This window comes from Bacillus sp. FF-1 (assembly GCF_028548245.1).
GTDB lineage: Bacteria > Bacillota > Bacilli > Bacillales > Bacillaceae_G > Bacillus_A > Bacillus_A paranthracis.
The window spans coordinates 41,840-58,345 of sequence record NZ_JAQQGG010000010.1; the positions used below are offsets into that span (position 1 = coordinate 41,840).

Here is a 16,506-nt window from a genome sequence, read left to right on the forward strand (position 1 = left end):
TATATGGAGCTATTAAAAAAGGTGAGTGCATGTTTATTGTTATCTTTACTCGTTGTAACTAGTATGTTTAGTACGACTAATAGCGATAAAGCATACGCAGAAGACCACTCATATGATGGGAAAAGTCCTTATTATAATAGCTGTGATCAATCCGCAGTAACGAAAGAGAAGAAGTGGATTGATTCAAATTCTTATGTGGAATTAAAATTTAGCACGACGTGTAAAACAGCATGGGCAAAAGTTACTGTAACTCGCCTGGCAGTTTATAATAACGAAGCTGATGCAAGAATTGTTAGAAAAACAGATGGAAAGGCATATACTTGCGGAAGTGCTGGAGGAAATGGTGTTGTAAATAAAGGGCAAACATCATGCTATACACCAATGGTATATGATTTAGATCCAAGAAAGGCACAAGCACAAGGGAAACATGCTATACCAAATAGTGATGCTTATAATTATGCCGAGACTATTTGGTATTGATGAGGATATGGAGATTGTAAGGTAGAATATTTTAAGAGCATGTTTTGATTGGTTTTCAAAACATGCTCTTTTTGTTCGTTTATTCAGTGGTAACGAATAGCAAGACCCTAACGTCGAGCCTTGATTGGAGTGAAGCGGATAGCGGGATATTTCGTAAAGGTCTAATTCAGTATGGATATTCCTTTCGGGTATTGGGATAATTTAACATAACTTATTTTCATCCTCCGAAATTTATGCTCTAATTAAAACAAGGGAGGCAAGTAGATGAGTAATGATATTAAACGATATGTAATTTGTACTTTTATAGGTACATGGACACTTTGGGGGTTATTAATTAACTTAATAAAATTAAACATTACGACATTGGGTACACCGCTTGCAATGATATTATTTGTTTTCGGTGGGATCATGCCGGCAATCATTGCGATTAGTTTAAAGAAAAAATATGGATCACAAGAGGAGTTTAGAAGTTTCATTAAAAATATTGTAAATCCTAAACATCACTTTGCATGGTATATTCTAATCATTATTCTAGCTTTTATTAGCTGTTATCTTCCAACGATATTTGGTGGAGCAACGATGCAAAAACCATTATACGTAGCATTGATTAGTTTTCCAATAATGATTGTTGGTGGTGGTCTTGAAGAAATTGGATGGAGAGGATTCTTACAACCTGCCCTTCAGAAAAGGTTTTCGGAATTATTTAGTACGATTATTGTGAGCGTTATATGGGCTATTTGGCACTGGCCGTTATGGTTTATTCCGGGCACGAATCAAACTCAAAGGGATTTTATAGCTTTTATAATTACGACAATTGCCATATCGTTCTTATTAACTACAATTTTTAACGCAACTAAAAGTATTTTTATGTGTCTAATTTTCCATGCGCTTCTTAATTCTTTTTGGAGTGTGTACGTGCCAAATGATAAAGTGTTACCGGCATTTTCAACTTTTGTTTTCGGAATTTTCGTGTTTATTTTGTATAAAGTCGTAATGAAAAGAAAGAACCTCCTATTGATTAAGTAACTCAAATATTAGAAGGAAAAATAGTAATATATTTTTTAATGGATATTAAACTAATCAATAAGAACACGACACAAACATAATTAAAATATAATACAAGTTTGTGCCGCAAGAAAATTTGCAAAACAATTAACAACATCAAAAAAATGAAAAGCCTTTCCGTTTACATAAACAATGTTAATGACAGTTATAGTAATTCATTTGTTGGAACAATCGAATTAACTAAGATCTGTGTCAGGAGGATTGTATCCAAGGTGACGAGCCATAGATACAATTTGTCCTTTATGGTGAAACTCATGCGTCTCCGTATGAGTTAAAAGCCATAGCGGAGTTGTACTCCAAGGCTCTTTTTGCCACTTTACTTCATTTGCAATATTTTCGAGCCATCGGTCATTGTATTCATCTAAAAAGCGTTGTACGGTCGCATCTACTAACTTAAATCTAGTACGAACTTTTTCCACATCTGCATGCTCAATTTCGTAATCGCTAGCAAATGAAAAGTCTGCTCGCTTTTGTTTAAATGCGAATGATCCAAGCCAGTATCGGTAGCAATCGGCTACATGAATATGTGTCTTTATAATGCTACCGCTCCCGAAATTCGGAATAGTGCTATGTAATTTTTTTAGTGGGATTTCTTCCAAAAACGAAAATAGAGTTTCTCTTGTAGAGCTAATAAGATTATATTGTTGTTTTAAAATATGTAACATGCAAGTACACTCCTCTTTTATTTACATAGTAAGTAATTCTATATTTACGAGGAGTGAACCTTTTTATTATTTTTAATAAGCATATTAGATGTATTTCTTATTTGTTTCTGATAGATTAAACAAGGTGAAACTTTAATAAGTTGAACATTCTTAGTTCATAATAAATGGTACATGAAGAAGGGGAACGATAAAATGAATAGACTAGTTGGCTTAAAACAATTTGAAATAACGCGCGGTGCGTTACTTACATTTATGGAGACGCTAGATGATAAAACTGCAGATACGCAGCCGAAGGGTTTTAACAATACAATTCGCTGGCATATCGGTCATGTGTTAACGGCAGCAGAAGTTTTCATGTTTGGAAAAGAATTTAAACAATTACCAACGGAATATCCAGGTATGTTTGGATATGGATCAAGACCATCTAAATGGACAACAGCAGGACCATCGTTAGAAGTGTTAACGGTTCAATTAAAAGAACAAGCAAAACGTATTAAAGAAATTCCAGCAGAAGCATTTGAAAATAAACTGCCAGAGCCGTTCCTAGGACTAGAAACAGTTGGTGAGCTTTACGGTATGATGCTTTATCATGAAGCAGATCATATTGGTCAGATGAAGGCGATGGAACGTATTATTAAAGCTCTTTAGTCTTAATTGCATATAACGAGCAATACAGGTGTAATGTTAAATAATATATACAAAAAAGGTAGATAAATTATTATCTACCTTTTTTGTATAACTTCTTGAAGGATTAGGGATTATCATCGTGATGCTGATGAAGAAGGGAGAAAAACAATATATAAGGATAAAAAAATATTATTTTTATGATGGATTATTAATTATAGTATTCCTAAATATGGAATATGCGTATAATAATAGAGAGGAACTAGAAATAGGGGTGAATACTATGATTACATTAGAACAAAAGCTAGAGCAATATATACATACATATTCACAGTTAAAGGGAGAACTAAAATGGAAAACGAGTGATTCTCGAACAGGAATGATGATTGCTGCTATGTATGCAAGTAGTGATAAATTGCTTGATCTCGGACGTTTTTTAGAAATTAGTAGTTATATTAAGAATGAGGTAGGGATGTTTTCATACTTAAAGTCTTATCATCGCTTTGTAGTGGCCGCAACATTAGATATTCACTTTACAGATTATAAGAAAGCTTTTCGAGAGTTTTTAGACTTATATGAACAATTGGTCGCTGGTGGCTTTAGTCGCAGTATATTTACTTATCTTGCAGCAGCTGTGCTTTTAACAGAAGATAATGAGCATCATGGCACGCACATTCAGCGTTCAATGCAAGTATATAAACGTATGAAAGAGGATCATCTTTTCCTAACAGGTACAAATGATTATCCGCTCTCCGTTTTATTAGCAGGACAATCAGAGCATGTAGAAACACTTATGGACCGAGTGGAGCGTCTTTATCAGAAACTAGCAAAAGCTGGCTTGCGCAAAGGGAATGACCTCCAATTTCTAAGCCATATTCTTTCACTAAAGAAGGATGTCAGGGAAGAAATATTAGTTGCAACATGCACAAACATATGGAATTTGTTAAAGCAAGAAAAGGTAAAAGTGAAACAGATGCATTACCCAGCAATCGGGCTATTAGCGTTACTTGAGGATGGAGAAAAAGAGATTCATTCTATTAAAGCGTTGATTGAAAAATTGCAGGGAGAGAAATTATTCCGTTGGCATACAGATACGAATATTCTTATTGCTATTCAACTGTTCGTAAGTCAGAAAGGTGAGGAAAGTAAAGCTACCAACACAGGTTTACAAACAATGATAGAAGTCCTCATCCAAGCACAACAGGCAGCTATAATGGCAACGATTGCCGCTTCATCTGTAGCAACATCTTCAGCTAGTAGTAGTTCATAATGTGTAACTGTTTATGCTGTTGTAAATTATAACTCCTTTAATAAGGACGGTTTAAAAATAGTTAGCCCATCACCCCCTAATGAGTGATGGGCTAACTATTTTATATAATCAGTATTATCTTTTCAACTGCTTCAAATGTTTGAGTTGTGTAACAATCATAATGCTAATGACAACGAGTAAAAACCATGAGCTGATTTTACTTAAGTGAACGAGATTCCAAGCTTCCCGTTGGTTTGGATATTGCCATGCACCGAAAAATGTTGCGATGTTTTCTGCAATCCAAATAAAGAATCCGATAAGAAAAAAGGCGAGAACGAGCGGCATTTTATATGTAACGCCTCGTAATGAAAATTCCACAAATGTTCGAAAGAAAACGATGAATAGAAGTAACGTTAAGAACCATCTAAAATCGTATAGAAAATGATGTGTGAAAAAATTGAAGTAAATCATTGCTCCTAGAGGTATTACAAAAATAGCTTTCGGCCAATGATACATTTGTAAATGTAGTCTTCTCCACGCTTGGCATATGTAACTTGCAACACTTGCATACATAAAGCCGCTGTAAAGTGGAACTCCAAAAACCTTTGAATATGCCTCTTCCGGATAACTCCATGAACCGAAATGAACTTTATATATTTCTAGTAAAAGGCCGATGAGGTGGAAGACAGTAATTACTTTTAATTCGTCTTTCGTCTCAAGGCCAGTCTTGTACATAACCCACTGCATAAGAAGGCATACGATGAGTATGAAATCGTAGCGGTATAACCCTGGGATCGAAACGATTTTTGAAAGGGCTAGTGTTAAGAAAATAACGACTGGGAATAAGCAGGATAATGCTTGTTCATAGGTAAAATAGAGTAGTTGTTTTATATATAACATTGCATCACCTTAGATATTTTTATTTGAAAACTCAAAATAATGATTAAGTATACTACACTTTTAAAAATAAGCTAGTAGGTCTATTTTGCGTGTATTTGTAAGTTTTGGAAGGGAATTGTAATAAGTATTTTAATATTTAGCGAAGTGAAAAAATAGTTTGCTATTTAAAAAAAGTGGCGATATAATATCTAAATGAAAATGATAATTATTATCAATAATAATTACAAATAAAAAATAATTATAAAAAACAACTGAATATAAAGGATGAAATGAAACATGTTACATAAGCCTGCTGTATATGCTGGCAATAATCGCTGGCTACATATTAAGTTCATATGTTTCATGAGCTTAACAATTTTATTTTTAATCGGCTCTATATTTTTAGCTGTTGCATTTGGTGCAAAGGATATCCATTTACAAACCGTATGGACAGCGGTTTTTGATTATAATCCGAAATTAACACAGCACCAAATTATTTATGAATTAAGACTCCCAAGGGTAATTGGTGCAGCAGTTGTAGGAGCGGCTTTTGCAGTGGCTGGAGCTGTTATGCAAGGAGTAACACGAAATCCTTTAGCGGATGCAGGTGTGCTGGGTATAAATGCAGGTGCGATGTTTGTAGTAGCACTTAGTTTTGCCTTTTTCCCGCATATGCCGTATTCCTATTTAATGATTGTCTCCTTTATTGGAGCAGTCTTAAGTACAGTGCTCATTTTTATTATCGGATCAGCAACATCAGGCGGATTAACACCGATGAGATTAACGATCGCTGGGGCTGTTATGGCTGCGCTTTTACATTCGTTAAGTTCAGGTGTTGCGATTTATTATGACTTAAGTCAAGATTTAGCTTTTTGGTACGCTGGTGGTGTTGCAGGGGTTAAGTGGGAACACTTGAAATTTTTAGTTCCCATTATTCTCATAACAATTGTTTTTGCGACAATTTTAGGGCGGTCTATTTCACTCATATCAATGGGGGATGATGTCGCTACGAATTTAGGTGTGAAAACGAATCGAACGAGGATACTTGGAATGATTATAGTAGTTATTCTAGCAGGTGTTTCTGTTTCAGCTGTTGGCTCTATTGGATTTGTAGGACTAGTTATCCCGCATATTGCTAGAAAATTAGTTGGTGTGAATTATCGACTCATTATTCCTATGTCAGCATTTTTAGGAGCCATGTTATTAGTTGTAGCTGACTTAGGGGCAAGAACAGTAAATCCTCCTAAAGAACTTGCAATAGGAATTATGGTGGCTCTTGTTGGAGTTCCGTTCTTCCTCTATATAGCACGTAAAGTTGGGAGGGAGTTGTAAGTGAAGAAGATTTTAAACACAGATAAAACGAGAGCCGTTACTGTAACTACAATATTCGGTTGTATTAGTATCGCTGTCATTTTGCTTAGCTTAAATACGGGGACACTTAGCATTGCACCGCTCAAAGTAATTCAAACGCTTTTCGGTCATGGTGATTTTGAGAGTGCAACCGTGCTATACGATTATCGTATGCCAAGAATTATAATCACAATGTTAGCTGGTATTGGCCTTGGGATTTCCGGTGCGATTTTGCAAGGGTTATCAAGGAATGCGTTGGCCGATCCTGGTATTCTTGGACTGCATTCAGGTGCATCTTTCGGGCTAATTATATTCGTTACTTTCTTTCATTCTATTAATGAGAATGCATCGATTTTAATACCGTTATTTACATTTGGTGGAGGAGTATTAGCTGCATTTCTTATTATTTTACTTGCGAGTGATCGTTCGAAAGGTTTACTTCCCATTAGACTTATTCTCGTTGGTATTGCTGTTTCAGCTGGCTTTAGTGCAATTTCGTTATTTTTCTCTCTCAAGTTAAATGATGAGACGTATACATTCGCTTCTAGATGGCTAGTTGGTAACGTGTGGGGAAGGGATTGGATTCATGTCCTAGCATTATTACCTTGGATTTTCATACTTACCCCGTATGCATGGTTAAAATCTAAAACGTTAAATGCATTGTCACTAGGTGATAGTGTGGCAGCGGGACTTGGTGTTTCTGTTCAAAAAGAACGGTTACTACTTTTAGCTACAGCGGTTGGATTATCTTGCGGGAGTGTATCGATGGCAGGAGGGATTGGTTTTATCGGTTTAGTTGCTCCGCATATCGCCAGAAAGTTAGTAGGTACTACCTATCAACATTTCCTTCCACTGGCTGGTATTATCGGAATGATTATTTTAGTACTAGCAGATACGATAGGTCGTTCTATATTTGAGCCAAATTCTATTCCAGCTGGTGTAGTAGTGGCCGCATTAGGAGCACCGTATTTTCTTTATTTACTTACAAAAACAAAATAAATACTTCAAAGAGGAGAACATATGAAAAAGAAACTTACTATTTTATTTAGCATCATGTGTATTTTAGTATTAGCAGCATGTGGTCAAACGAAATCTAATGAAGAGGCAACGAAAAAAACGGAAAAAAGTAATGACCCAAAAATTGCTTCAATGTCTATTCATTTAACAAATAATTTACTTGCATTAGGAATTACACCAGTAGGTTCTGTAATTGGTGGAGATTTAAAAGATTTCTTACCACACGCAAAAGAACAACTGAAAGATACGAAGAAACTGGGTGTTGTAACTGATCCGAATATGGAAGCATTACTTCAATTAAAGCCTACTGACATTTATGTGGATGAAAAATACGCGGGTAAAGATGTAGCGAAATACGAAAAAATTGCAAAAACGCATACTTTCAATTTAGATGAAGGTACGTGGAGAGACCATTTAAAACAAGTTGGTAAACTTGTAAACCGTGAGAAAGAAGCGGATCAATATATTCAAGATTACGAAGAGCAATCAAAACGAGTAAAAGGTTTAATAGATAAAGAGCTAGGTAATAACGAAAAAGTAATGGCAATTCGCGTTACTGCCAAAGAATTACGTGTATTTAGTACGAAAAGACCGATGGGACCAATTTTATTCCAAGACTTAGGATTACAACCTGCAAATGGTGTAGAGAAAATCGATGGAAACCGTCCTTTCGAAGTCATTTCACAAGAAGTATTACCTGACTTTGATGCAGATGCTATTTTCGTTGTTGTAAACAGAGACGATAAAGCAAAAGCTGCATTTAAACAACTTCAAGAAACACCAATCTGGAAAGACTTAAAAGCAGTTAAAGGCAAGCACGTATACATTATCAATGACCAACCATGGCTTGACTATTCTGCTTTAGGAAACAAAATGGCAATGGATGAAGCGGAGAAAATGTTTACGAAATAATATAGTTTTGCTATTAGGGAAGGCCCTCTAAATTTGGAGGGCTTTTTATTATTGTTAGAATAAACGAAAAATTATACAATGAAGTTAATTTCGTGTAGAGGAGATGTACCAATGTCAGCGCTTATTGTAAGTATCCCGTTTATAAAGCAGTTTATGGAACAAGGGGATAAATAGGCTAAAATAAGTATCCCCGTTATTAAAAAAGGGGGAGTTTGAAATGACGATGAATTTTATCAACATAAAACGATTAAATTAACAGCTATGAGAGAAGCAGTTCAAAGAGATGGGAAGTGTTTTGACCGTATGATTATGGGGATATTGCGGGATGAATGGATAGAGCTACAAGGTTAGAAAGTATATTCGAAATTATATATGTAGTATGCAGGAGATATAATAATAATTGGCGAATTTTTACAGTGTACTGATTGCATTGATAAGGAGCTATGTGAGATGAATTTAGAAAAAGCAAAACCAGTAAATGAAGAGGTCGCTGAATTAAAGGAGTTAATTAAAGAATTGCACGGAAGTGTACATCAATTGCAAAGCGAAGTGCAGCAACTAAGGCACGAAAGACCAGTTGTTGAAGTGAGAAAAGGTGTTCAACTATCACCAGCAATCGTTGGACAAATTGGTGGTATGATTTTAGGTGGATTAGCAATTATCGGTATATTTTGGTGAACGAAAAAAGGTATGCAGTTTAGCGCTGCATACCTTTTTTCGTTGTCGTTATTTGTCGGTAAGTCGATATTCTCTGTCGAATCGTCGATATACTTAGAAAATCGTTGATATAATTTCATGCAATACAACTTTTACATTAAATAACGTAAATATATATAAGCATGTGATAATAGTAATGCAATGATTGTTAACGGCAAACCAATTTTTAAGAAGTCCATATAAGAGAAAGCATGTCCTTCACGTTTAGCGATACCAGCAACGACTACGTTTGCTGATGCTCCGATTAACGTTCCGTTTCCTCCTAAGCAAGCTCCAAGTGATAATGCCCACCATAGTACTTCGATTTGCGGAGAATCGACAGATAGTCCGAGCCCTGTAGCTAAATCTTGAATAAGTGGGATCATCGTTGCGACAAATGGGATATTGTCAATTGTCGCAGATGCGATCCCTGATACCCATAAAATAAGTATAGCGGCAAAACCGATATCACCATTCGTTACGTCGAGTACTTCTTTTGCGAGTGAAGAAATAAGTCCGATATCAATTAACCCGCCAACGAGAACAAATAGTCCAGCGAAGAAGAAAATAGTTACCCATTCAACGTGGGCAAATACATCTTCAATATCGTGTTCTTTTACTCCAATTAGCATAAGAAGTGTAGCGCCTGTCATCGCGACAACCGCAGCGTCTACATGAATAACAGAATGAAGGATAAACCCTAAAATAGTTAGTCCCAAAATCGTGATCGATTTTAAAAGGAGGCTTTGATCTTTAATATAATCTTTTTCGTTTAATACCATAAGTTTTTCGATTTGCTCAGTTGTTGTTTTTAGTTTATTGCGATACATAAAGTAAATAATGCCAAGTGTCACGATAGAAATAATAATTACGATAGGAGCTAAGTTAAGTAAAAAGGCATTAAAGTCTAAATGCTTATTTGCTGATCCAATCATAATATTAGGTGGGTCACCGATTAATGTTGCTGTTCCGCCTATATTTGAAAATAATACTTCTGAAATCAAATAAGGAACAGGATTTACTTTTAAAATACGTGTAATAGATAGTGTAACAGGTACGATTAATAAGACAGTCGTTACATTGTCCAAAAATGCAGATCCGACAGCAGTTAATAGGGATAGCAATAATAAAATGCGGATTGGTTTTCCGCCAGCTGCCTTCGCTGCTTTAATGGCCACAAATTCAAAGACGCCTGATTGACTCGTAATATGTACGAGAATCATCATCCCAATTAAAAGGGTGATTGTTTCCCATTGAATATGTGATGTGAAAGCGGTATGTAAATCTACAATTCCAAAAATAATCATAATAGCAGCACCGAATAGTGCAATTACAGCACGATTCAATTTCTCAGAAATAATAAATCCGTACGTGACTAAAAATACGGCAATTGCAAAATAATATTGCCAATTTGCTACTTCATGTGCTGATTGTTCCAATCATGTCACCTTCTTTAAAGTATGTATTTAATTGTCAAAATGTATCTCGCTGTATTCATACGGGATAAAATATATTGTAGCAAATTCAAAAAAGAAAGAAAACTATTTAACAAAGTGAAGGAAAAAATGATGATTTTACAGATTTTCCGAATAGGAAAGCCCACTACGGTGCGATAGTACCCCCTTTAGGGGTGGATGATAGTGAGGTCAAATGCGATGTACAGATACAATATCGAAAGTATGTTCTGTACATCAAGTATTTGAAATGGTATAATTTTCATAACAGACAAGTAAAAGTCTCTAAAATAATCTTGTTCTCTGAAAACAGAATACATATGAGGTTGGAATAACAAATTCTTCTACTCCGTAAAATGTATTGAGTCGTCAAGTACAAGACGCTAAAACACATTTGAGAACTCACAATCTGACTCGTTTGGTAATAGAACGAGTGCCGTATCTGCTAGATGCACTGGATACGGAGTGGTGATGGCACACCGCAATCTTGCACGTCAGCGATACTAGAAATAGACGTCGCCTTTGGTAGCAAGAATCCCATTGACGTTAGTCAGCTTGCGGCTTTAGCCGTGGGAGTGTCAAATATGATATAAAAAAATGAAGAAACACAGTGCAAATTATTAGGAAAAGTGGGCGTTGTCCTCTAATATAGAGATAGCAATTTACATTATTTTTGCGTAAAATGGTTTAAAGAGGTGAATTCCGATGGAAATAGTAAAAGATAGTTCTCTTATTCAAAATGAAATTGAACGTTTTGTAAATAAAGATGTATATATTCATTTAGAAACGACGAACGGAGCGTACGCGTCACACTTTAATGAAAAGATGATGACAGTTGGAGCATTCATTCGAAATGCAATGATTCGCTTTGAGCGCGGGAAAATAACTGGAACAAACCCATACCGAGTTGGTTTAAAGATGGATCACGGCTGGGTATATGCAGAAGGTATTACGCACTGGGAAGTAGACGATAAAGAGCGTTTATTACTTGCAGGGCACGATAACCAAGGCCGCTTAGCAGTAGCGCTTGAGTTAAGCTTAACGCCATTTAAGTAAGAAGGAGGGAAACTTATGGAGAGACATGTACTTGTTGTATTTCCGCATCCAGATGATGAAGCATTTGCGGCGGGAGGAACAATTCGCTTATTAACAGATCAAGGAGTACCTGTAACGTATGCGTGCGGTACGCTAGGACAAATGGGACGTAACATGGGTAAGAACGTATTTGCTAACCGTGAAACGATTCCAAATATCCGTAAAAAAGAATTGAAAGATGCATGTGAAGCGATGGGGATTCAAGACTTAAGAATGCTTGGTTTCCATGATAAAACGTTAGAATTTGAAGATGTTGATTTCGTAGCAGATAAAATTGAAGCGATCATTCAAGAAGTAAATCCATCTCGAATTATTACATTTTATCCAGAGCACGGCGTACATCCAGATCATGATGCATTTGGCCGCGCTGTCGTTCGCGCCGTATCACGTATGTCAAAAGAAGAACGTCCAGTTATTCATGCGGTTGCGATTACGAAAAATCGCGAAGCTGTACTAGGTGAGCCGGATGTTGTAAATAATATTAGTGAAGTATTCGAGCATAAATTAGCTGCACTAGGTGCGCACCGTTCGCAAACAGAAGCAATGCTTGAAGAAACGCATGTAAAAATCAAAAACAAAGATGCAGCAACATTAAAATGGCTGCAACTGGAACAATTTTGGACTTATAAATGGGAGTAGACTAGAAGGGTATCTTCTAGTAGCTCTTACATAGAAAAAGCACCGTCATTTGTGACGGTGCTTTTTTGTGCTATTAACAATATTAGCATCATCCCTTTCTAAAGATAGGACAGCTTTAGCTACTTTCTTACTAGAATGAGGATGTTATAAGAAAGTTTGTTGCTTTTATCATTATTTGGAATCTGTATTATTACATAAAGTTCGAGTGGAGAAGAGAGTATACTTTTTGTATGGTGTAATAAAGATATAGCCCGCCTACAGAAATAGGCAGGCTATTTTTTATAAAGAAAAGACAACTTAAGGCTAGAGCCCTTGTTAAGAAATAGGGTGAAAACAAGATTTTTTAACGAGAGATAAGGTCGTTCAACAGATAAAGATATCGTATTTGAAACACGTGATTATTCGTGGGTTAAGTTATATTTTTGATAAAAAATCTTTAAAAAGCATTACAATTCCTAGAAGAGATAAGACTTCAATCGAAAACCAAAATACACTTTTTTGAGGTTTTTTAAATTCCATTATTATGGAGAAAAATAAAAAGATAGCAATGAGAAAAAAAATTAAGAGACGAAGTATATCAAACATCAATAGCACTCCTAATAGTTAATTTGTTTCACTATATAGTTATTTCCAATATTACAGAATTTAAGAAGCGACTAATTAATATTAAAGCAAAAAGTTCTCAGAATTCATGAATTAAAAATGAAAAAATTTGAGCCACTGAAAACAGGGGGATTATATATTAATTAGTTTAGCGATTGAAAGAGTAATTTTTTAATCTTGTAAATGTCTGGTTAGTTCAACTAAACAATTAGTGGGGGATAGATACCCCTCTTAATGATTAGAATTTCACTTTTTTTGTTTTCTTTTTTATATAAAGCCTTAGAACTGGAATTTAGTAATGGTTTATAAGAAACATATATTTTGAATTGTTTAATAGAATAATATATATTTATATAGATTTAATGATTTTAGTTTGCTAAAAATGGGGAAATCGATATGAAGGTTAAATTTGCTGTAATAAAAGATGAAAACTTTGACTGTAGTTTATTAAAAACAAAATTACTGAAAACTTTTAAAGAAGTAGATTGTGAAGCAGATATTGTAAAGGTTGAGGATGGAATTTTTGAAAACAATGATATACAAACACATCTATCAGAAATAACCATTCATGTTACTGGAAAAAATATTGGGTATAGGTCTGTTTCCGCCAGTATATTTATTGTTCTAGAGAGTTTATCAATGGAACTATTTCGTATTACTATTAGTATACATTAAGCAGCTAACAAAGTAGACTCTTCATAAAATCATACTGACTATATTGAGTTAGTAAACATGAAAATGGTGATGAAAACAATAGAAATTATCTTAGGTGCTCTCGTATGCTGGAGAGCACCTTGTTTGCTGTTACATAAACAAGGGATTCCTTTTCTATATTTAATTTATCCTAACGCTAATTTTAATATAGAAGAATGGAAACATAATTAGATTGTGCAAATAATTTGGTGCGCACATATATGGAATGTATTCACCGGTAAGAGGGTTGTCTCATAATATATATAGATTTTTCTATTAAGATGAACAGAGGGTGTGAATATATGGAAGATGTTTATGCTAAAATTGACAGTCTCAAGGCCGACCAAAAAGAAATTATGAGAGACATTCGTGCTTTAGAAACGCGTACTACTATTAATGAGAAAGACATAGCAACAATTAATAAGCAATTAGAAAAAATAAGTACAAACACAACTTGGATTTTGCGAATTATTATTAGTACGATAATAATGTCAGTTTTAGGATTGATATTAAAAGGGATGATTTAAAAGAAAGAGGGGAGCTCCCTCTTTCTTTTATATAAATGAGAAACTATACATTTTCCGTTTCTTTTTCATCTGCATACTTATCCTCTAAGGAAATTAATAGAGGGATGGATACAGTTACTAGAATGATTAAAGTAGTTATAAAAGATTTAGAAAGAGAAAATGAACCTTCAATTAAAGGTGATAAAAACTTGAACGAAAGTATACTTGTTAGTAAGGAAATTACTAAGAAGCTAAAAAGAGATATATTTTTATTCTTTATAGATGTCTCTATAAAGTCTTTAACGCAGGTTATTAAGACAAATATAGTTAATATGATAAGAGAAACAAAATAATGTGTTACATTCGTCATACTAATAGTAGGGTCGTCTATTATGTAAGCAAGTAACTTAGATACTAACATGCCTCCAAACAATAAAATAATAAAAGCGAGTAATCCTTCCAATATATAAGTGCTGAAATTATCTTTCTTGTTAAAAAGCTTATAGTTCAGAGTAGATTGGGTTATTTGAATTAGGAATAGGCTAATAATCCATACATAATATACAATTGGTAATTCTCCTGAGAATAGAGAGATTAGGAAGTTTAATAGTGTCCTTAAAATTTCAATCATTACGAAAGTCCTCCTGTTTGTAAGCTTGGCGAAATTAGAAATATGCTAGTCTATCGTTTAATAATTAAATCTATTGATTCAAACTATTTCTAATTATTCCATAAAAAGGTTGTTGATTCAAGGTATCTCTTTAATAAATCTGCCAAGGCCGAATAATAGAAAAAGAAACGCAATATGTAATATAATTGAAAAAGTGTATTTAAAAAATCAATGTTAATATTACCCTCCTATAAGTATTAACATACGTAATTGAGGTGTTTTCTTTGTTGTTTTATGAGCGAATTTCTATCATGGCCCCTCCTGTTCCGTAGCTAAGGAAAGTCTTTTTATTTCTGAGATTTTCAAAGTTATAGGAGGGTATGAAAAATGAAAAAAGTCTCAGTACCATCACTTTTGTTAATGATTATTCTTGTCGCATTTCCGCAAATTAGTGAAACGATCTACACACCGTCTTTACCGGACATTTCAAAGGCGTTACATGTAAGTAATAATGAGGTACAGTTAACGCTTAGTGTGTATTTTGCTGGATTTGCTTTAGGTGTATTTTTTATTGGATGGCTATCAGATATAATTGGTCGTCGCCCAGCAATGTTATTTGGAATTGTCGTATATGGCGTTGGGAGTTTCTTATGCTTTATTGCAAATTCCATTGAAGTTTTATTAGTAAGTCGTTTTATTCAAGCGTTTGGAGCAAGTGCAGGATCAGTTGTGACACAAACGATTCTACGTGAAAGTGTAGAGGGGCATAAGCGCCACGTTATGTTTGCTCAAATTTCAGCAGTTATTGCTTTTACACCAGCGATAGGACCGTTAATTGGTGGCTTTCTTGATCAAATGTTTGGATTTAAAATCGTATTTTTAAGTTTAGTAGTTATGAGTGTCGGTATCTTTCTGTATACGTTTGTTTCTCTTCCAGAAACAAAAACGAACTCAGTGACAAATAAAATAAATGTCTTTTCAGTATTGAAAAGATTAATTACAAATCCGAAAGTAGTAACATATGGGCTATTAATTGGGGGAGCAAATGGTGTTTTATTTAGCTATTATGCAGAAGCACCGTTTATCTTTATTGAATACTTTCAATTATCGCCTAGTATGTATGGATTTTTAGGGATTGTTGTTGCTTCTGCTTCTATTATTGGAGCGAAAGTTTCAAAACGATTGCTTGCCACGTATAAACCAGAGAAAATTATATATATCGGTTGTCTCGTAATGACAGGAGGAGCTATCCTTTTATCTGTTATTACGTTTGTTGGACCAAATCCGAATGCAATATATATGGTTGTATTTTTAGTAGCGATGTTTATATTGCTATTAGGAATCGGAGTAGCGCTACCTAACTGTTTAAGTTTAGCATTAGTAGATTTTCAAGATGTTATTGGTACAGCAGGTGCATTGTTTAGCTTAGGGTACTATGTAATTGTAACGATGACAATTTGGGGAATGAGTCAGTTGCATACGGGCTCGTTACTAGTGATGCCACTTTATTTTCTAGCTATAGTCGTTATCATGACAGTGTTTACTAAAGTGTTTATTTTAGGTAAACAAACTTCAAAAACGATTTAAATATGTAATGGTAAAAGGGTCTCATTAAAAATGAGACTCTTTTATATTTTATCCCGCTGTTTTGAGGCAGTAAGATTCCTGCCTCAAAATTAGATTAAAAAAGTTAGTAGTTTATTAATATATTAAATTTCTGGTTGGTATATGAATTGGACGCGTGGGAAATTACGTTATCAACTATAACAATTGAAGTACATGAGATGTGAAACCGAGGGAAAAATGCTCTCCTCGGTTATTTATATTGTAATAATATACATACCGGAATCATATTGAATAGATGTATTTTATTGTTAATTAAGTTAAAATTTAAACGTAATCATGCATATTAATTTATTGAAAAAATAATTGAATTTTTCAGATTAATGAATTAATATAAGGTAAGTAA

General features: G+C 34.4%; 17 protein-coding genes and 1 pseudogene. 14 read left to right on the forward strand and 4 right to left on the reverse strand.

The window, feature by feature from the left end; genetic code table 11:
* The first annotated feature begins 3 nt into the window (after nucleotides 1-3).
* Both PQF83_RS24630 and PQF83_RS24635 read left to right on the forward strand, forming a co-directional pair.
* Nucleotides 4-480 (forward strand): DUF2690 domain-containing protein, encoded by a 477-nt coding sequence (locus PQF83_RS24630; protein WP_000421718.1) that lies wholly within the window; start codon nucleotides 4-6, stop codon nucleotides 478-480.
* A 264-nt stretch (nucleotides 481-744) separates the two neighbouring features.
* Nucleotides 745-1,506, forward strand: a complete 762-nt coding sequence (locus PQF83_RS24635) for a CPBP family intramembrane glutamic endopeptidase (RefSeq protein WP_000063844.1) — start codon at nucleotides 745-747, stop codon at nucleotides 1,504-1,506.
* Nucleotides 1,507-1,721: 215 nt separating this feature from the next.
* Here PQF83_RS24635 and PQF83_RS24640 read toward each other — a convergent pair whose 3' ends face one another.
* Nucleotides 1,722-2,210, reverse strand: a complete 489-nt coding sequence (locus PQF83_RS24640) for a DinB family protein (RefSeq protein WP_000902398.1) — start codon at nucleotides 2,208-2,210, stop codon at nucleotides 1,722-1,724.
* 171 nt (nucleotides 2,211-2,381) lie between these two features.
* Here PQF83_RS24640 and PQF83_RS24645 point away from each other — a divergent pair, with 171 nt between their 5' ends.
* Together PQF83_RS24645 and PQF83_RS24650 are read left to right on the forward strand one after the other, a co-directional pair.
* The gene (locus PQF83_RS24645) at nucleotides 2,382-2,858 is read left to right on the forward strand and encodes a DinB family protein (RefSeq protein ID WP_001997933.1); all 477 of its coding nucleotides are present in this window, start codon (nucleotides 2,382-2,384) and stop codon (nucleotides 2,856-2,858) included.
* A gap of 208 nt (nucleotides 2,859-3,066) precedes the next feature.
* Complete coding sequence (locus tag PQF83_RS24650; protein ID WP_061184754.1) at nucleotides 3,067-4,104, forward strand: DUF4003 domain-containing protein; 1,038 nt, start codon at nucleotides 3,067-3,069, stop codon at nucleotides 4,102-4,104.
* A gap of 114 nt (nucleotides 4,105-4,218) precedes the next feature.
* Here the strand turns inward: PQF83_RS24650 and PQF83_RS24655 are convergent, their stop codons facing one another.
* On the reverse strand, nucleotides 4,219-4,983 hold the full coding sequence (locus tag PQF83_RS24655) for a DUF817 domain-containing protein (RefSeq protein WP_000965757.1): 765 nt from the start codon (nucleotides 4,981-4,983) through the stop codon (nucleotides 4,219-4,221).
* 276 nt (nucleotides 4,984-5,259) lie between these two features.
* On the opposite strand from PQF83_RS24655, the gene PQF83_RS24660 reads away from it, so the two are divergent.
* The 5 genes and pseudogenes from PQF83_RS24660 to PQF83_RS24680 all read left to right on the forward strand — a co-directional run bounded on the left by PQF83_RS24660 (nucleotide 5,260) and on the right by PQF83_RS24680 (nucleotide 8,919).
* Nucleotides 5,260-6,294: a FecCD family ABC transporter permease gene (locus tag PQF83_RS24660; protein ID WP_000902672.1), complete on the forward strand. Its 1,035-nt coding sequence runs from the start codon at nucleotides 5,260-5,262 to the stop codon at nucleotides 6,292-6,294.
* Nucleotides 6,295-7,311, forward strand: coding sequence for a FecCD family ABC transporter permease (locus tag PQF83_RS24665; RefSeq protein ID WP_000722683.1), 1,017 nt, complete (start codon nucleotides 6,295-6,297; stop codon nucleotides 7,309-7,311).
* 21 nt (nucleotides 7,312-7,332) lie between these two features.
* Nucleotides 7,333-8,241: an iron-hydroxamate ABC transporter substrate-binding protein gene (locus tag PQF83_RS24670; protein ID WP_000728196.1), complete on the forward strand. Its 909-nt coding sequence runs from the start codon at nucleotides 7,333-7,335 to the stop codon at nucleotides 8,239-8,241.
* Between the two features lie 261 nt (nucleotides 8,242-8,502).
* Nucleotides 8,503-8,592: pseudogene (locus PQF83_RS24675) on the forward strand (GNAT family N-acetyltransferase); the annotation flags it as partial.
* 99 nt (nucleotides 8,593-8,691) lie between these two features.
* The gene (locus PQF83_RS24680) at nucleotides 8,692-8,919 is read left to right on the forward strand and encodes a hypothetical protein (RefSeq protein ID WP_001047302.1); all 228 of its coding nucleotides are present in this window, start codon (nucleotides 8,692-8,694) and stop codon (nucleotides 8,917-8,919) included.
* Between the two features lie 131 nt (nucleotides 8,920-9,050).
* On the opposite strand, the gene PQF83_RS24685 is transcribed toward PQF83_RS24680, so the two are convergent.
* Nucleotides 9,051-10,376: an ArsB/NhaD family transporter gene (locus PQF83_RS24685; protein WP_000438015.1), complete on the reverse strand. Its 1,326-nt coding sequence runs from the start codon at nucleotides 10,374-10,376 to the stop codon at nucleotides 9,051-9,053.
* A gap of 720 nt (nucleotides 10,377-11,096) precedes the next feature.
* On the opposite strand from PQF83_RS24685, the gene PQF83_RS24690 reads away from it, so the two are divergent.
* The 4 genes from PQF83_RS24690 to PQF83_RS24705 all read left to right on the forward strand — a co-directional run bounded on the left by PQF83_RS24690 (nucleotide 11,097) and on the right by PQF83_RS24705 (nucleotide 13,948).
* On the forward strand, nucleotides 11,097-11,447 hold the full coding sequence (locus tag PQF83_RS24690; RefSeq protein WP_000407043.1) for a YojF family protein: 351 nt from the start codon (nucleotides 11,097-11,099) through the stop codon (nucleotides 11,445-11,447).
* Nucleotides 11,448-11,462: 15 nt separating this feature from the next.
* Entirely contained in the window at nucleotides 11,463-12,125 is a 663-nt protein-coding gene (gene bshB2 / locus PQF83_RS24695; RefSeq protein ID WP_000439477.1) for a bacillithiol biosynthesis deacetylase BshB2, read from the forward strand.
* Nucleotides 12,126-13,124: 999 nt separating this feature from the next.
* Nucleotides 13,125-13,403 carry a hypothetical protein gene (locus PQF83_RS24700; protein ID WP_000865011.1) on the forward strand — a complete coding sequence of 93 codons (279 nt, stop codon included), beginning with the start codon at nucleotides 13,125-13,127 and terminating at the stop codon, nucleotides 13,401-13,403.
* A gap of 320 nt (nucleotides 13,404-13,723) precedes the next feature.
* Nucleotides 13,724-13,948: a hemolysin XhlA family protein gene (locus tag PQF83_RS24705; protein ID WP_000390460.1), complete on the forward strand. Its 225-nt coding sequence runs from the start codon at nucleotides 13,724-13,726 to the stop codon at nucleotides 13,946-13,948.
* A gap of 43 nt (nucleotides 13,949-13,991) precedes the next feature.
* On the opposite strand, the gene PQF83_RS24710 is transcribed toward PQF83_RS24705, so the two are convergent.
* Nucleotides 13,992-14,558, reverse strand: coding sequence for a DUF5823 family protein (locus PQF83_RS24710; RefSeq protein WP_000570016.1), 567 nt, complete (start codon nucleotides 14,556-14,558; stop codon nucleotides 13,992-13,994).
* 366 nt (nucleotides 14,559-14,924) lie between these two features.
* Between PQF83_RS24710 and PQF83_RS24715 the strand changes: the two genes are divergently transcribed.
* Nucleotides 14,925-16,124, forward strand: a complete 1,200-nt coding sequence (locus PQF83_RS24715; protein ID WP_000757983.1) for a multidrug effflux MFS transporter — start codon at nucleotides 14,925-14,927, stop codon at nucleotides 16,122-16,124.
* Nucleotides 16,125-16,506: the final 382 nt, after the last annotated feature.

What these genes read in the sequence shown, in the direction of transcription:
- PQF83_RS24630 (WP_000421718.1), top strand. Translation starts at nt 4, where the DNA reads ATGGAGCTATTAAAAAAGGTGAGTGCATGTTTATTGTTATCTTTACTC.
- PQF83_RS24635 (WP_000063844.1), top strand. Translation starts at nt 745, where the DNA reads ATGAGTAATGATATTAAACGATATGTAATTTGTACTTTTATAGGTACA.
- PQF83_RS24640 (WP_000902398.1), bottom strand. Translation starts at nt 2,210, where the DNA reads ATGTTACATATTTTAAAACAACAATATAATCTTATTAGCTCTACAAGA.
- PQF83_RS24645 (WP_001997933.1), top strand. Translation starts at nt 2,382, where the DNA reads ATGAAGAAGGGGAACGATAAAATGAATAGACTAGTTGGCTTAAAACAA.
- PQF83_RS24650 (WP_061184754.1), top strand. Translation starts at nt 3,067, where the DNA reads ATGGAATATGCGTATAATAATAGAGAGGAACTAGAAATAGGGGTGAAT.
- PQF83_RS24655 (WP_000965757.1), bottom strand. Translation starts at nt 4,983, where the DNA reads ATGTTATATATAAAACAACTACTCTATTTTACCTATGAACAAGCATTA.
- PQF83_RS24660 (WP_000902672.1), top strand. Translation starts at nt 5,260, where the DNA reads ATGTTACATAAGCCTGCTGTATATGCTGGCAATAATCGCTGGCTACAT.
- PQF83_RS24670 (WP_000728196.1), top strand. Translation starts at nt 7,333, where the DNA reads ATGAAAAAGAAACTTACTATTTTATTTAGCATCATGTGTATTTTAGTA.
- PQF83_RS24680 (WP_001047302.1), top strand. Translation starts at nt 8,692, where the DNA reads ATGAATTTAGAAAAAGCAAAACCAGTAAATGAAGAGGTCGCTGAATTA.
- PQF83_RS24690 (WP_000407043.1), top strand. Translation starts at nt 11,097, where the DNA reads ATGGAAATAGTAAAAGATAGTTCTCTTATTCAAAATGAAATTGAACGT.
- bshB2 (WP_000439477.1), top strand. Translation starts at nt 11,463, where the DNA reads ATGGAGAGACATGTACTTGTTGTATTTCCGCATCCAGATGATGAAGCA.
- PQF83_RS24700 (WP_000865011.1), top strand. Translation starts at nt 13,125, where the DNA reads ATGAAGGTTAAATTTGCTGTAATAAAAGATGAAAACTTTGACTGTAGT.
- PQF83_RS24705 (WP_000390460.1), top strand. Translation starts at nt 13,724, where the DNA reads ATGGAAGATGTTTATGCTAAAATTGACAGTCTCAAGGCCGACCAAAAA.
- PQF83_RS24710 (WP_000570016.1), bottom strand. Translation starts at nt 14,558, where the DNA reads ATGATTGAAATTTTAAGGACACTATTAAACTTCCTAATCTCTCTATTC.
- PQF83_RS24715 (WP_000757983.1), top strand. Translation starts at nt 14,925, where the DNA reads ATGAAAAAAGTCTCAGTACCATCACTTTTGTTAATGATTATTCTTGTC.